Consider the following 17548-nt stretch of genomic DNA (forward strand, 5'->3'; position numbering starts at 1 on the left):
AAGCCAACGTCTAAACTTTATAACATATAGACTCTAATGAATATTATATGGTTTGAAAAGCATTATTCATAATGATTTAGCTAGTTTACAATTGTACCTGAAGTTTAGTAGATTGCGTAATTAATCATCATCCCTATAAAATTGTTGAAGTTAGTCTCAATTGTCACAAAAATTTTATCTTTATTTACTAAAATGGACATGGTAGTGTAGAAAATGATTAAGGAATGAATAATGAAACTCAACAATTCTGCCTTGCATGCTGGCGGATTAGTACATGATGGGTTAAGGGGAGAATTCATGACATGTTCAAGTGGAGTATCAGCCGGACGTTCGTTAACATCGTAGTATTGCTTTCACTGCTGCTCCTAGTCGTGCTTGGGGGGTTCTCAATTACTGCATTCAAAAGTTTTGAAGGCATCGTTACACAGCGGACCTATGAAGAGAACAGCAAGGAGCTGCGCATTATCAGTAATACCATCAAACGAATGAATGAAGATGTGAAGGCGTTTACATTCCGCCAGCTAGACGATCCTGCTCTTGCACCATTATTTGAGAAGAAAAAACTTGATTATTTCGAAATGTTTGGGTATATGGATTTAATCAGCAAATCCTTTGAAATCAATCCTATCTTTCACTCGGATACGCTCTACAGCGGAACCACCGGAAATTACTATTCAACGCTTAGTTCAATGGTACAAAAGGATTCTTTCTTTGTGAACGCGATTCAAAACTTCAGGAACACGCCAGTCTTGAAACCGATACCCAGAGTGCTTCCTCAGGAGGCTTATAACACTAGCGCCACCGTGTTTACGTATTTTTATTTTCAAACCGATAGTGACAACAAATTATCCAAAGCACTCGGCGTAAATATTGACGCAGCTTGGTTATGCGACACCTTAAGCAAGTTTAAGGGTCAGAATAATAAAGCTTACATTATTGATAAAACGAGCCGAACACTCATTGATGATTCCAAGCAGATTCACAATCTGGATGTGCTCAACCCCGAGCTTGTTCACAAAATTATGGAGACGAATCAAGAAGCAGGCAGCTTTGAGACCGGCGCGAACAAAGATCAAAAAATCATTACCTATCTCTGGATGCCCGAAACCAACTGGGTGCTTGTGGTGGAAGAATCCAATGAGTTTCTGTACCAATCCCTGCATTTCGTACGCAAAGTCGTGCTGCAGATTACGCTGGGGATAGCGCTTTTTGCCCTTGCCGCAGCAGGGTTCATCGCGTATCGCATCTACCTCCCCTTCGGCCGAGTTTTTCGAGAAGTTATCGGGCCTAGGGGTAAAGATCAGAACAAGGGGCCGCTCGTCGACGAGGTTAAGCTTCTTTCGGACGTATTTCAAAAAAATAAAGGATTGCTGAGCGACTATAACAGCTATAAACAGTCAGCGGACACGATTCTGTTGGAAAACTACATTAAAGCGGTGTTGATGGAGAATAACTCCATTGCTAATCAATTGACCGGCGAATTTTCTTCCGTGTTCGGCAATATGCTCGATCGCGAAATGATGCTGATTCTGCTGAAGATTGATCGGCGGGAGCAGTTCGATACGATGGATGCCGATCGGAAAAAGGCTTATCGGTTCATTATGATGAATGTAGCCGAGGAGGTTCTTGATTCGGGCCAAACGGCAAAGGCCATCTATATCGGGGAAGGGCAGTTTATTTTGCTTGTCTTCCTTCCAGATGGAAAGCACGATATCGAGTGGGACGAGAAAATTAAATTGCTGCAAAACACAGTGAAAGAGTTTACAGGCATTACCCTATCCGCCTTCCTCGGCGGGTATGTGCAAGGTGTCGAAGCGCTCATTCACTCGTACCGTACGGCGTCACTTTTGCTGAAATACAGCGTAATCTATAGCCGCGAAGCGATTCTTCATCCTGCTGTTTTGGATCTTCATGAGCAAATGACGGTTACCTATGACGAGAAGCTGGAAGAACGAATCCTGGAGTCGATTCGCGCAGGAGACGGGGATGAAGCCAAATCACTGTTCGATCAGTTCATTGAAGTGTCGTCCAAAGGAGACATCGAAAGCTTTATGCTGTCCATGACCCGCTTTTCCTTGGCGCTGGGCAAGGCGTTTGACATTTTGAACAAAACAAGAATTGAGAAAATTCCAATCTCCATGAAGGATTTCTACATGCGGATGGCTGCCTTTGAATCCATTGATGATCTCAAGAGCAAATTTTATGAGGATATTATGAAAATTGCGGATCAAAAGCCGCTTGTGGAGACGCGTCACGATGCTTTGGTTGAATCGATTAAACGCTATGTTCAGGATCATTTTACGGAAGATTTGAGCTTGAAAGGCATCGCGGTAGAATTCAAGCTTTCCCAAGGATATCTGGGCACGATCTTTAAGGAATCGGTCGGTTGGTCTGTTATGGACTTTATTCATAATGTTCGGCTGGACAAATCAGCCGAACTGCTCCTTGCGACAGAGCTCAGTATCACCGAGATTATGGAGAGAACCGGATTCAACAATGAAAGCAGCTTCTATAAACTGTTTAAACGAAGGTTCGGCACCACGCCTAAAGCCTATCGCGTAGACATAGAAATCATGAACAAACTGGAGAAATGACACTCAAAAGGTGTTGTTTTTCTTTTTTTTGTGGAAATGGACAGTTTTCTTGAAATCGTACAGTCTTAAAAATAACAATATGGAATTGAACAGTAGTAGGATTGAGCACCAGACGAGATAATCAATTTGCAGAACTACAGCATAGAAGACGAGGAGGAGGTGTAACAAATGAAAACAACCGCAATATCCAAAGCGGTGCCGAACGTGAGAAAGGTGTCTCGCAAAAGTGTCCTTCGAAAAAACGTAGACTTTACGTTGTTGGCGCTTCCGGCATTGGTAATTCTACTTGTATTTAATTTTGTACCGATGCCTGGCGCTGTACTCGCTTTCAAAAACTACAATTTTATCGATGGTATCTTTGGCAGCCCCTGGGTAGGACTTAAAAACTTTACGTTTATTTTTTCAACGTCTGATGCCTTGCTAGCACTCAAAAACACGCTTGTCTACAACGCCGTTTTTATTATTACGGGAATTGGCGGAAGTGTCCTGCTGGCGATTCTGTTAAATGAAGTAGTTAGCAGGAAATTATTGAAACTGTATCAAACCGCCATATTTTTGCCGTATTTTCTTTCTTGGACGATTGTTACTTATATTGTGGTTGCCCTGCTGGATAACAGCAAAGGGCTAGTGAACATCATTTTGCATAAGTTGGGATTTGCCGGTGTGGAATGGTATTTCGAACCGCAATACTGGTTCTGGATTCATACTATTTTACACTTTTGGAAAACGATGGGATATGCAGTGCTGCTGAATTACGCTTACATCTTATCTATAGATCCCGCGTATTATGAAGCGGCGTCCATCGACGGAGCGAGCAGGTTTCAGATGGCGATGAAAATTACAGTTCCTGCTTTGCGGCCCATTATTCTGATCAATTTCCTAGGTGCGTTGGGTCGAATTTTCAATGCGGATTTCGGGCAGTTCTTCCTGGTACCATTGGAATCGCCGTCGCTGCTGAATGTCTCGTCAGTTCTGGATACCTATGTATACAGTGCGTTGCGCGGGGCGGCAGATTTAGGAATGGGCGCTGCAGCAGGTTTATTTCAATCGATAGCCGGATTCGCACTTGTATTAGGCGCCAACTTTTTCATCCGGTACAGATATGGCCGGGATAGGGCCATGTTCTAGAAGGGGGAAAGCATCATGATAGCTGCAAAAAAGCGGGGACTACGCCTGAATAACTGGATTACACACATCGTATTTACACTACTGGCGTTAAGCTGTATTATACCGATGCTGCTGGTGGTGATAATTTCCATCAGTGATTCGAAAAGTATCGTGGAGCACGGGTATAGTCTGTTCCCAAGCTTATGGAGTTCAGCCGCGTTTCGATTTATTTTCCAATCTCCTAAGCTTATTCTTACCTCCTATGGCACGACGTTGTTCGTTACGGTTGTCGGAACTGTTGTAGGATTGCTGTTAACGGCGATGATCGCTTATGCACTTTCCCGTAAGGAGTATAAATTCGCTGGCGTAATCGGCTTTCTGGTATTCTTCTCGATGCTGTTCAATGCGGGATTGATTCCAAGCTATATTGTTTATACTAAATATTATTTTCTTAAGGACACCTACTGGATTCTCATTCTTCCGGGTCTCATCTCCGCATGGAATATCATCCTGTTGCGTACATTTTTCTTCGATTTGCCGCAAGAGGTGCTAGAGTCGGCGAGTATCGACGGATGCAGTGAAATGCGCATTTTCTGGCAAATCGTTCTCCCGATGTCCAAGCCGGCGCTTGCAACAATTGGCCTGATGATGACGCTTGGCTACTGGAACGAGTGGACACGTTCGATGATCTACATTGATACGGAGAGCAAATTTATGCTGCAGTTTTTGCTGTATAAAATTTTGCAAAATGCCGACATCATGATGAAAGACGCACAAAATGGGTTAAGCCTCGGGGCTCAAGATTTCCCTTCCGACAGCGCGAAAATGGCGATGGCCGTCATTGCAGCGGGTCCGATGATGTTCGTATTTCCTTTTTTTCAAAAATATTTTGTCAGAGGCATAACAGCTGGAGCAGTCAAAGGGTAATATCAACGTTTGGATCTCGAAACTCAAAATCATATAAAACAGGGGAGTTGTTCAGAGTGAAAATGTTTAAAACACTGACGATGATGACAGTAGTAATGGTAGCGGCAACAAGCTTGGTGGGTTGTGCAAAGGATAGTACGAGTGAAGCGACGACTAAGCCGTCTTCGTCTACTAAAGTCGCAGCGACGCCGACAGCAGCAACGCTAGCGCCAGTTAAGCTCAAATGGGTGCTCCGCATTCCGGTGCAAAAAGAAGGCGAAGCGGTGTTGACTGAGGTTAACAAGATTTTGAAAGAAAAGATCAATGCTACGCTTGATATTCAATTTATTGAGGCTGCAGCTTATGCAGAGAAGACGAAGTTGATGATTGCTGCGGGCGAGGATTTCGATATCATGTTCACTGCCGCAGGCTACAATTTTTATGATAACGTTGCCAAAGGTGCCTTCGTTCCGATGGACGAATTGCTGACGAAATATGCGCCGAAAGCCTATGCCCAAATTCCACCTAGCTTCTGGAACGCGATGAAAGTCAACAATAAAGTGTACGGATTCCCTAACTATCAAATCGCAGCTCGTCAGTCCGCCTTTAATTTTAGAAAAGATATCGTTGATAAATATAGCATCGACGTCAACGCGATGAAGAAAATGGAAGATCTGGAGCCAGCTTTCGCCAAAATGAAGGCCGGAGAAAGCGCAGATAAGTTCATTTTTAACCCAGGCAATGCTCTCGCCACTCTTGATGTCATGAATTATATGAAATTGGAAACGTTAGGCTCAGACGGATCACCAGGAGCGATTGAAGCAGTTGGCTCCGATTATAAAGTCATCAATCAATTCGAACATCCGGCGTTCGTGAACTTCGTGAAATTGATGAAAAACTGGTCAGAGAAAGGCTATATCAATAAAGATTTGGCTTTGGTGAAAGACCCAACTGAGCTTTTGAAAAGCGGCAAAATTCTTTCTTCCGGTCTGGGTACGTATAAACCTGGCGTAGAAGCTGAAACGAAAGCTCGCTACAATTACGACGCTGCATTTGGGACTATGACGGATCCTTTAGTTACCACGGGCTCCGTAACTGGCACGATGCAGGCGATCAGCCGCACGTCCAAAAATCCGGAGCGGGCTATGATGTTCCTGGAGTTAATGAACACTGACAAGCAACTGTACAACATGGTCCTTTATGGACTTGAAGGCAAGAACTACAAGAAAACAGGAGATAATTCAATCGAATTGATTCCGGATTCCGGATACGCGACGAACGTTGCCTGGATGCTTGGGGACCAGTTGAACGCTTACTTGCTGCCAGGTGTTGCTACGGATATTCCACAGAAGACAGATCAACTAAACAAAAGCGCGAAGGCTTCCCGAATTATGGGCTTCTCCTTCGATGCGGAGCCAGTCAAAGCAGAGCTTGCACAGGCTAAAACCGTTACGGATAAATATCTTCTTGGCTTGGCTTACGGCATGATGGATGTAGACAGTACACTGGCTACGATGAATAAAGAGTTGAAAGCGGCAGGTATGGATAAAATCATCGCTGAGAAGCAGAAGCAATTGGATGCTTGGGTAGCGGCAAATAAGAAGTAAGCGAACAGTTTAATTTATAAAAACAAGTAAGCGGCCTTTGTCCTGAATTCCATTTGGACGGAGGCCGTTTACAAAATGACTTCGATTCCCTTTGTTTTGTTCGAATCGATTGTTTACCATTCATTTTCGGACTTTTGAAAAACGAATATGACGCCATTACTTTGAGAGCAACGCTAAAGTAGGATTGATATAAAACCGGAGTCAGACTACCATTCAACACGTGAATCACATGATTTTCGACCTATCTTGTAATCGTTTACATTTTTTGGTTTATTAATTTTATGTATGAGGAGATATGAGTATGGTATTTAATGGCAGAAAGACTCGGAATAATGTTGTTACAAAATGCCTAGCACTTGTGGTAGCATTTTGCCTTGCTGTTATGGGTGTTCCGGCAGGGAATGTTTTATTAAAGACTGTCAACGCTGCGACAATGGCTTCAATCTACGTTTCGACAAATGGTAATGATGCTAATCCTGGCACAGTTTCACAACCACTTAAAACGATTGAAGCTGCACGTAATATGGTGGCAACAATGAACTCAAACATGACTGGTGATATTAATGTATTTATAGCATCTGGTACATATTATCAGTCACAAACTTTAAATTTTACACAAACTGATTCTGCTACAAATGGCTTCAAGATTATTTACAAATCGTATGATGGCCCTGTTGAGATTACTGGCGCAAAACAATTAACAGGCTGGTCGTTATACGACACATCAAAAAATATCTACTCTGCACCATACGGTAGCACAATAGATACTCGTGAATTGTACATAAACGATAAGCCTGGCGTTCGCGCTCGCACGGCTGCTACTCCTGCAGTAGGTGGACCTTTCCCTGAACTTGGTGGTTTAAGCTTTGGCGGTTATGCAACCACAAATTCGCCAACTGACCTGACTACAGTTGGGCTTACTGTAGCTAATAACAATACAATAGCAACATGGAAAAACATTAGCGATGTTGAGTTAGTAGCTCACAGTTCTTGGACTATGCCACGTGCAGGCATACAAAGCGTATCCATTTCTGGTAGCACTACAAATATTAAGATGAAACAGCCAAACTGGTATGTTGTAACTGCCTTGAGAGGTGCTGCTACTAAAATAGCCAATGTCAATCAGATTGAATGGATTGAAAACGCATACGAATTGCTTGACACACCTGGAGAGTGGTATTTAGATAAGACAGGCGCTATCAACGGAACGCCTAACACCTTCTACTACATCCCAAGAGCAGGCGAGGATATGGCAACTGCCAAAGTTGAAGTGCCGACTATTGAAAAATTAATGACAATTAAGGGTAATATTCCGAATACTGCTGATTTTACATCTGCTGTAAACGCAGTAACGGGTTTAACTTTCGAAGGTCTTAATTTTAGCGGAGCTACATGGTTGTTCCCAAATACAAACGGCGGGTGGAGTGATACACAAAACAACAATAACCGTAGCGGAACAAATTATACAAACAACGATAGTACACCGGACGGTGCTATTACACTCTTTGAAACAAATAACATTAATTTCATTAAAAACAAATTCTACAAGTTTGGTGGCACTGCTCTATACTTAGAAAGTGCAAACTCATACGTTAATATCATCGGTAACCTATTCTGTGACATTGCGTCGCAGGCTATTAACATCGGCGATGTTACTTATGGTAATGCAAATGCCTTCGTACTTCCAAACGCAGGCTCTGTTGGTTCAGTTCCAGGCAATCCTGGCTATTCTGATGAGTCTAATTGGGATATGAGATTTCTTCAACATGACATTAAAGTTCAGAACAATACAATTCATGATATTGCCTTTGGATACCTTGCATCTGCTGCTATTGGTGCTGGTACGATAACAAATAGTGACTTCTCTCATAACGAAATATATAATATTCCATATTCTGGATTTCACATCGGGTATGGTTTATATGCCATGGTACCTCAGACTTCGGTTAATGGTAACAACACTTTCCAATATAACTACTTACATCAAGTAGTAACTAAGTTGGAAGATGGCGGTGCGATTTATTTCTCTGGCTCAATAGGACCAGTAAACGGATCTGAGGGTTTTAAAGTTAAAACAACAGTAAGCAATAACTATATTTACGACCAACCTCTTTTATATGGCTCGCTTTATTTTGATGAAGGTGTTAGTAATATTGATTGCTATAACAATGTTGTAAGCAAATCAAAGCAAGTTATTATAACTAAAAATATAACGAATAAAATTCATAACAACTACTATGATAACTACTATAACAACACTACTAACTTCATAAGCTTAACAAACCCAGGGACAATAGGTAGTCCTACTCAAGATATAGGAATTACAGCTGGCACTCCAACTAATATCGAAGGAACACTTGTTCCGGGATTTAATGGAACAGCCGTTTTCCCTCAAGTGGCTTTGGCAATCCAAAATATGTCAGGTGTTCAAGCAGACTATAGATGGGCTGATACAACAGTTATGAATCCAACTGTTATTACTGATAAGAGCACACTTAACGCAAAAATATTAACGGCAAGTTCAAAAGTTCAATCAGATTACACAGCTGCAACGTGGACAACATTCTCACAAGCGCTTGCAACCGCAAAAAGCACAGCATCAAACACGAATGCAACGCAAGCTGATATTGACTTAGCTACTTCTAACTTAGACAATGCGATAACTGCGCTTGTGGTATTTTCTGGACCAGCGGATAAAACTGCGCTTAAATCGCAAATAGCAACAGCCAAAGCGTTTATTTCAACTCACTGGGCTGGTGACTACACCGCATCTTCTTGGGCAAGCCTTACAACTGCGCTTAAAGTAGCAAATATTGTAGACAATAGCGCAACCTCAGTACAAGCAGATGTTATAAACGCGACAAAAAGCCTTACAGATGCTCAAGCAGGGCTTGTAGTTTCTTCTGCATACCCTGTATATCAAACAACCTTTAATGACGCTTCATGGACTAAAAATACGGCATTTACTGTAGGTCAAACTGGTCTGCCAGATGGTGCAATTATTACTGCTAAGGATGCAAATGACACTATTAAAGTCATTCAAGACCCAGTTTTGGGTGGAAGCAATTATTGCCTGCAACTACTTAAAGGCTCAACATTAACCAATGGTAGCCACGATACATTACAGTTTGTATTTCCAAATGGCACTGTTACAGGAAGCTCAATTACAATAAGTTATTCGGTAATGGCAAAAGATTTGGGTGCGACATTTAACATGGGCATGGCTGCGTTCTTTAACACAACTCAGTTGATTAATAGTAACCTATTGAATGTGTCGCCTTTTTCAAGTCAATATGCTTATTATGCAAATAACGCTAGCACTCAAACTAACACAAACTTTGCATATAGCAAATCTGCAACTGCTTGGGACAATGTTAAGCTTGTTATGCGCACTGCAGGTAATGGTACTTTTGATACATATATTAATGGCACGAAAGTTGTCGATAATGTAGCTTATTACACAAATTCAACTGCAGGCTCTGTTGATAGAATACAGTTCTTATTAAATAAGGCAACTAATAAGCAGAACTCTGCCATATACTTTAAAGATTTGGTAGTTTCAACATCTAATGTACCAACAGCAGATATTGCAGCATTTACAAGCACAATTAACACATACGCAAGTAAATATGTTTCAGCTGACTATTCTGCAACTTCTTGGGCAGCATACCAAAACGCTCTAGACAATGCTAATACTGATAAAGGCGTTGCTGGACTAAAACAAGACCAAGCAAATATTGACATACAAAATATTCAAGCTGCAGAGGCGTTGCTTGTTCCAAAGGCAACTTCAACAGTTGTTACTAATTATTTAACAGATTCAGCAAGTTACCCTTCAGCTAATTATTCGCCTGTAAGCTACGCACCATTGCAGGCGGCAATAGACCAGTTGAATGCTGTAAATACAACTTATGACCAAACAGCAGCAGACACAGCAGTAGCGGCATATGTTGCGGCAAAGCAAAACCTATTTGCATCACCTAATCTGACAAATCTCAATACGGCGATTAACAATGCAAATGCTTTGTCAGCTGCTACATATACTGCGGCAACATGGCAAAATCTACAAAACGCTGTTGCTGCTGGTACTGCTGTGAAAAATAGCGCAGTAGCAACTCAAGCTTTAATTGATACTGCAACAAGTAACATTACAAATGCTCAAGCAGCACTTATTACTGCTGCAGCTTCATTAGGTGATGCGATTGCATCAGCTGCAGTAATTGTGAACACTAACTACACACCATATAGCTGGAGCGAATTCCAAAATGCTTTGACAATAGCCAGAGTAGCTAATGCAGATACAAATGCATCGACCATAACTACCAATTTTGCTGCTGCAGAGCTCGCAAGAACACAAAATGCTCTTGTGACAAATCCTGCTGGTAAAACGTGGAATGTAACGTACATCATAAATAACAGTACAATAGATGCTCAAGGTTATATTTATGCATATCCAAACATTCTAACAAAAGTTGTAGATAATACAGTAATAGGAACATTGCCAACTATGGCAGGTCCTTATAATGGAACTTTTGCAGGCTGGAACACCAAGTTAGACGGTTCTGGAGCAACTGTAGATGCTAGCACTGTTGTTACGGGTGACATGTACGTATATGCACGGTGGACTAATTTTACAATAAAGCTAGACCCAAATGCCGGTACGCTTAATGGTTCTACATCGGTACAAAGTTTCACAGTTGCTGAATCAGGTAAGCCATGGGCAATGTCTATTCCAACAAAGGCAAGTAACGTATTCGTGGGTTGGAATCCAATAGTAAGCAATTCAAATCCTACTATTGTATCACGTGTATTTGACCAAACTGTTCCTGTGCTTCCAACAGTGCAATCGTATAAAGCGCAATGGAAAGCAGGAATAACTTATAATGCCAATGGAGGTACCCTTGACCCAATTACACCAAAATCAAATGTTGCCGTAGGCACAGCGATTGGTCTAATTTGGTTCCCTCTTAACCCAACGTCTCCTGCAGGTCAAGTATTCACTGGCTGGAACACAGCGGCTGGCGGAACTGGAACACAATTCTATTTCGGTACAGCCAGCACAACGTACAACATGAATCTATATGCTCAATATGCACCAGCTAGCGCTGTTACATTTGATCCTAATGGCGGTGCACTCACTGGAATAGACACAACTGCCAACAGACTTGGCAAAACATCTATTTTAGGAATAACTACGCCATACCAAATCAAAACTAAAACAGGTGTAGGCTTAATGGGTGCTTTCGGCTCAGCAGGTATGTATTCAAGTATGCTTACAAACCCAATAAGACCTGGGTATGAATTCGCAAAATGGACTACAGACTTCGACGGTACAATTCCGTTTGACCCGACAATTGCTATTAATGCCGACACAACTGTCTACGCACAGTGGAATAAATTGAATGTTGTTACGGTTAACGCAAACGGTGGAACATATACTGGACGTAATAAAATTGCGATAGCTAATAACACTTCATTTGGAACTTCACTACCACCAATCCCAATTAAAGATGGAAGCACCTTCCTTAGTTGGAACACACAAGCAAATGGCAGCGGCACAACAGTAACAGCTTCAACGCCAATTACAGCAGATACAACGTTAAATGCAATATGGTCAAGCCAAACATTTAATACTTTAACAGCAGATGGTTTAGCTAATACTACAGATACGACAACATTAACAATAGGACTAAGTGTAGATGTTGACTTAACTGCAAATGATGTTACTGTAACAGGTGCTACGAAAGGCACTCTAACAGACAACAATGACGGAACGTACACATTAGCAATATCTAACATAACTGTTCCAGAAGGTGGAAATGTAAATGTATCACTTTCAAAACCTGGCTATGCATTTACACCAGCAAGCAAAGATGTAGTCGTACACAGAGCGTCAACTGTTTATACGATCACGTCTAGTGCTGGAAACAACGGTTCGATCAGCCCAAGCGACAGCGTCGCGGTGAACGAAGGAACAGATAAGACGTTCACGATCACGCCGAACAACGGTTATATGATCGACACGTTCAAGGTAGACGGAACGGATTCGACGGTAACGAACAATACGTACACGTTCACCAACGTAACAAGCGATCACACGATCAATGTCACGTTTAAGCAAGTACCGCCGACCATTTACACGATTACAGCAACAGCAGGCAGCAACGGTTCGATTAGTCCGAGCGGCAGCTTTGTTATGGCAGAAGGAACAGGTAAGACATTCACGATCACGCCGAACAACGGTTATATGATCGACACGTTCAAGGTAGACGGAACGGATTCGACGGTAACGAACAATACGTACACGTTCACCAACGTAACAAGCGATCACACGATCAATGTCACGTTTAAGCAAGTACAGCAGACTATTCACACAATTACAGCAACAGCAGGCAGCAACGGCTCGATTAGTCCAAGCAGCAGCGTTACTGTAATAGAAGGAGCGGATCAGACGTTCACGATTACGGTGGACAGTGGATATATAGTCGACACATTCACGGTTGACGGTACAGATGCGACGTTAACGAATAATACGTACACGTTCTCTAACGTAACAAGCAATCATACCATTCAAGTTACATTCAAGCCGTTGCCTCCAAACGTTTACTCAGTCACAACAACATCAAGTGATGGCGGTACAATTAGCGGCAACACAGCTGTGACACAAGGCTCTGATGCAATCTTTACATTCACACCAGACAGCGGTTACTTGTTTAACAACTTAACTGTAGACGGTGTAAGTGAAACGGTAACAGATAATACGTATACGTTCACTAATGTAACCAGCAATCACACGATTCATGTAACGTTCTCGCCAGTACCGCCGACGGTCTACACGATTATGGCAACAGCAGGCAGCAATGGTTCGATTAGCCCAAGTGGCAGCGTAACTGTGACAGAAAGAACGGCTAAGTCGTTTACGATTACTGCGAACAGCGGATATATGGTTGACACGTTCACGGTAGACGGTGCGGATGCGACGTTAACGAACAATACGTACACGTTCTCTAGCGTAACGAGCGCTCACACGATCAATGTTACGTTTAAACAAATCCCGATTGTTCCGGCACCACCAGTAGAGCAGAAACAAGATGAACCTAAAAAAGAAGATCCTAAGAAAGTTATCGTATCTAAAGACGAATTGAAGAAATCCCCGGATGCTGACAAAGTCGTCATTGAAGTTTCTAAAGATGTGAAGGAAATTGTACTTCCATCTAATACGGCTGAATTGCTGGGTCAGAATCAATTGTCGATTTCTTCAGATCAACTTACGATGAATGTTCCGTCTGATCTCCTCAAGCAGCTGGCTGATAAGGCTGCGGATCAGAAGGATAGTAAAATTGTTGTCAAAGTAGAACCATTGAATGAGGTTGAAGCTCAAGATTTACTTGCGAAGGGCAAGATTTCCAAGCAAGATCTAGTGAAAACTGGCGGTCAAGTGTTTGATTTGAAATTGTTGCTTGTCTCACAAGACGGGGCTGAAACGAACTTAACCAAATTCAATAAACCAATTACGATTCGCTTGAAAGTAAGCCCTACAGCTAAACCGAATTTAAGTGGAATTTACTACATTGGCGATAACGGCGAACTTGAATTTATTGGAGGAAAGTATGAAAATGGCGAGTTTGTTGCTGAGATTCATCATTTCAGTAAATACGCGGTACTCGAGTTCACGAAATCGTTCACTGACGTTGCTTCCACGCATTGGGCTTACGGTGCGATTCAAGAAATGGCGTCCAAACATGTTGTAAACGGCACATCGGAAACAACATTCGAACCAGGCCGTGAAATTACACGTGCGGAGTTCACAACGATGCTCGTTAATGCATTGAACCTGAAGGATGCAAGCGTGATGACGTTTGCTGATGTATCAAGCCAAGCTTGGTATGCAGATGCTGTCTCCAAAGCAGTACAAGCAGGTATTGTAGCTGGCAAAGATGCGCGTACCTTCGATCCGAACAGTTCGATCAGCCGTGAAGAAATGGTAACGATGATGATGCGAGCTTACGCTTTGCTGCATGCGGATAAAGTAGTTGCATCTGGAGCGCTACTATTCAAGGATGTAGATAAAGTTGCTTCATGGTCACTGGCATCTGTTCAAGCTGCAGCATCTCTGCAGTTAATCAACGGGCGTACAGCAGACGAGTTTGATCCGCAAGGCATCTCGACACGTGCAGAAGCAGTAACGGTTTTGAAGCGTTTGTTGCAATAATAAAAGAATACTAAGCAGTGTGGTAGACTTCGCAGTCTGCTACACTGCTTTTTTTATACTTGGGAATGTAGTTTCACTTTTTTTGTGAATATAGACACTTTTCTTTAAATCGTACAGTCATTAAAACAAGAAAATGGAATTGAACAGTGGTGAGATTGGGGACTAGACGAGATAATGAGTTTGCAGAGTTAAGCGGCCATTGTCCTGAAAATGTGGAATAGTAAGAGGATTTATAAACAGGAGAGGAGAGTCCTAAAGATGAACATCCTAACAGATCAGGTTTGGCGGGAAATGTGGGAGCAGTATGGCAGTAAGCTGAAAGTAGAAGACGGTCTAGTGAACACTGGTAAGCCGGGACATACGGCTGAAGCTTCCAAGGCACAAGAAGCGCATTGTGGAAGAACAACTGCAGCTTATTATGTTGTTGGTATAGCTTTAGGCGAGCTGGATGAGGAGCAAGGCTTGCACATCCTCGAGTCGCTTGCAGCCTTGCAGTTTACCGACAAGCAGGATCCGCAGTATGGAGGCTTTCGCTGGTATCGGGAAGAGACAAGGGTCAATGATTCCAATGCAGCGTTCTTTATTCTCATGCCGCTTGTCGTGCTAAGACTTTACTTGGAAGATCGTGTGCCTGCAGCTCATCGAGAGCTTCTAGATCAAATGATGGATCACGGTGCAGCTTGGTTCGAGCATGAGCTAAAGGAGCCGATCTTCTATTACACGAACAAAATCGTGAGCGACGGCGCGCTGTTGCTGGCGATTGCGCGAATTCGTCGCTTACCACATTGTGCTCAAGCAGGTATAGCTTTCTTCGAGCAATGGCTCGAGTACACGCAGCAAAGAGGCTGGGGCTGGGGAGAGAACATCAGCCTAATTTATATTCAGATCACTATGAATGCATTGCGCATTACAAGTGTTTCCTTGCAAGCTGATAATCCCGAATTGCAGGAGAGAATTCAATCCATAATGGAAGTCTTAGTGAATTATGTTCGTTTCCATGATGGCTTCGAATTTGTTCCTGCGATCCGCAGCTATAATACGCAAGGCGAACTGCATCCGAGCAGCCTGATGTGGAGGATCGCAGGGTTGGGAGTGCCATCCTCAGTGGAAGCGGAGACAGGTGGAAGTCTATGGAACGGTCTGTCTTATCTGTTGTTTGAGGAGGAACTGCAAAAGGAGAGCGAGGTCTCGAAGCTGCCAATCCCACGAAGCCATGCAGAACGAATCATGGATTCGAGTTGTGCAAACACCTGGATCGGTGTTACTGGGCGACTTGGTAGTATTGATCGGTTCCCGGTCATCGCCGGATCCTATCAATGGTCAACTTGGGGCCTAGCTTGGCAATCGTATCCGGTATCGCTGGCGGTGGAAGGTCACCAGGTTTCTTATCTGCGCTGGTATGCGCATGATGGTGAACGTGTAAGAACGCACCCAGCGTCTTACCAGAAAGCATATTTAGGTCCAGCGCTATTCAAGGAAACGTGGTACCCGGATACACAGCTCAGATCGGCTCAGCAGAACCACGCGGTATTAGTTGTGCGCAGTATGAGCCGAGTTCATAACGAAGCAAGCGAGCTTACCGATGAGTGGGTTGTGAATCGCTGGTCAGGGGAAGTGCGCACAGTTGCTGGAGCAGATGGACGCCAATGGACCATACTCCAATATCCGCATTCGGCCGTACTGATCACACCGCTGCAGGGCATTGCATTTGGTGAGGCTGCTCGCCAAGTACCTGTGATTCATCTCGTTTTGGACGGAGACACGCTCCGATTAAGGCAGATATTATATGCAGGTGAAACGAAACTGATACAGCAGGCAAGGTTGGAAGCTGGCTGGGCGATTTATTATGCAGAAGGCATCAGTAGTGTAAGTAAAGCAACGGCAGTTGCAGCGCGATTAAGCCTTGTAGAGGCTTCTTATAAAGATGGAGAAGTTCCACGAGAAAGTTACATGGAAATCAGAAGTGCTACGTTGTTTGAAGGAGACACGAAGCTGGCAGAGCTTGTAGTCGATCCCCATAAAATAGAAAGCGGTGAAGCGTAATGCATACAACTATCGATCTTAACAAAATGGAAACCCACGCAATCATTGAAAAAGTCATTGGGCAGCTCAAGCATTTGCAAGGCGGCGCTGTAGAAGAAACGTGCCCGATCGGTATTATTTCCATGGAGAACTGGGAGTGGCCGCAAGGTGTAGGTTTATTCTCCCTTTACTTATATTACCGCAAGACAGCTAGACAGGACATCAAGCAGTATTTGATCGACTGGTTTGATCGTAGAATTGCCGAGGGGCTTCCTTCCAAAAATGTAAATACCATGTGTCCGATGCTGACACTAAGCTTCCTCGCCGAAGAAACGGGCCGTGAAGATTACATGGCACTTTGCCGTGAATGGGCTGAATATGCGGTAAAGGAAATGCCAAGAACGGAAGAAGGCGGTATCCAGCACGTTGTTTCGGGACATTTAAATGAAGGCGAAGTGTGGGATGACACGTTATACATGACCGTGCTGTTCGTTTGCCGCATGGGTCTGATACTGAATGAGCAATCTTTTATCGACGAAAGTGTGTATCAATTCCTGATGCATCTCAAATATTTGACCGACCGCCGTACAGGACTGCTATTCCACGGCTGGACCTTTAACGGCCGTCATCACTTTGCCGAAGCGCTGTGGGCGCGCGGAAATTCCTGGTACACGGCAGGGCTCGTTGATTATTTGGAAATGATCGAGCTTCCAAAACCGGTTGAACGTCTGCTGCTCTCCGCGCTGGAGCAGCAAGCGGCGAAGCTTGCAGAGCTGCAAGCCGCAAACGGCATGTGGCATACGCTGCTGGACGATCCGAATTCCTATACGGAAACATCGGCCACGGCTGCTTTTGCTTATGGCATCCTTAAGGCGGTAAGAAAAGGTTACCTGCCTGAGTCTTACAGAGAAGTCGGCTCCAAAGCGTATGCCGCTGTCGTATCTCAGATTGATGCGGAAGGCGTTGTGAACGGCGTTTCCTACGGCACAGGAATGGGGCGCACGCTTCAGGAATATCGCGACATCCCGATTTGCCCGATGCCGTATGGTCAATCCATGACACTACTCATGCTGACTGAGGGATTGGAACACTAAAGTAGA

General features: G+C 43.5%; 7 protein-coding genes. All 7 read left to right on the top strand.

Going from position 1 to position 17548, the window contains the following annotated elements:
• Positions 1-302 precede the first annotated feature (302 nt).
• Positions 303-2594 carry a helix-turn-helix domain-containing protein gene (locus A8709_RS09465; RefSeq protein WP_065852114.1) on the top strand — a complete coding sequence of 764 codons (2292 nt, stop codon included), beginning with the start codon at positions 303-305 and terminating at the stop codon, positions 2592-2594.
• Between the two features lie 168 nt (positions 2595-2762).
• Positions 2763-3722, top strand: a complete 960-nt coding sequence (locus A8709_RS09470; RefSeq protein WP_084224785.1) for an ABC transporter permease — start codon at positions 2763-2765, stop codon at positions 3720-3722.
• Between the two features lie 15 nt (positions 3723-3737).
• Positions 3738-4628, top strand: coding sequence for a carbohydrate ABC transporter permease (locus A8709_RS09475; protein ID WP_065852115.1), 891 nt, complete (start codon positions 3738-3740; stop codon positions 4626-4628).
• A gap of 62 nt (positions 4629-4690) precedes the next feature.
• The gene (locus A8709_RS09480; RefSeq protein ID WP_244163163.1) at positions 4691-6214 is read left to right on the top strand and encodes an ABC transporter substrate-binding protein; all 1524 of its coding nucleotides are present in this window, start codon (positions 4691-4693) and stop codon (positions 6212-6214) included.
• A 301-nt stretch (positions 6215-6515) separates the two neighbouring features.
• Complete coding sequence (locus A8709_RS09485) at positions 6516-14426, top strand: S-layer homology domain-containing protein (RefSeq protein ID WP_065852117.1); 7911 nt, start codon at positions 6516-6518, stop codon at positions 14424-14426.
• Between the two features lie 258 nt (positions 14427-14684).
• Positions 14685-16469: a hypothetical protein gene (locus A8709_RS09490; RefSeq protein WP_065852118.1), complete on the top strand. Its 1785-nt coding sequence runs from the start codon at positions 14685-14687 to the stop codon at positions 16467-16469.
• Complete coding sequence (gene bglB, locus A8709_RS09495) at positions 16469-17542, top strand: beta-galactosidase BglB (RefSeq protein ID WP_244163141.1); 1074 nt, start codon at positions 16469-16471, stop codon at positions 17540-17542. The genes A8709_RS09490 and bglB overlap by 1 nt, the downstream gene beginning before the upstream one ends.
• The last annotated feature ends 6 nt before the right edge of the window (positions 17543-17548 follow it).

The sequence above is a fragment of the Paenibacillus pectinilyticus genome (assembly GCF_001700435.1).
GTDB classification, from domain to species: Bacteria; Bacillota; Bacilli; order Paenibacillales; family NBRC-103111; genus Paenibacillus_E; species Paenibacillus_E pectinilyticus.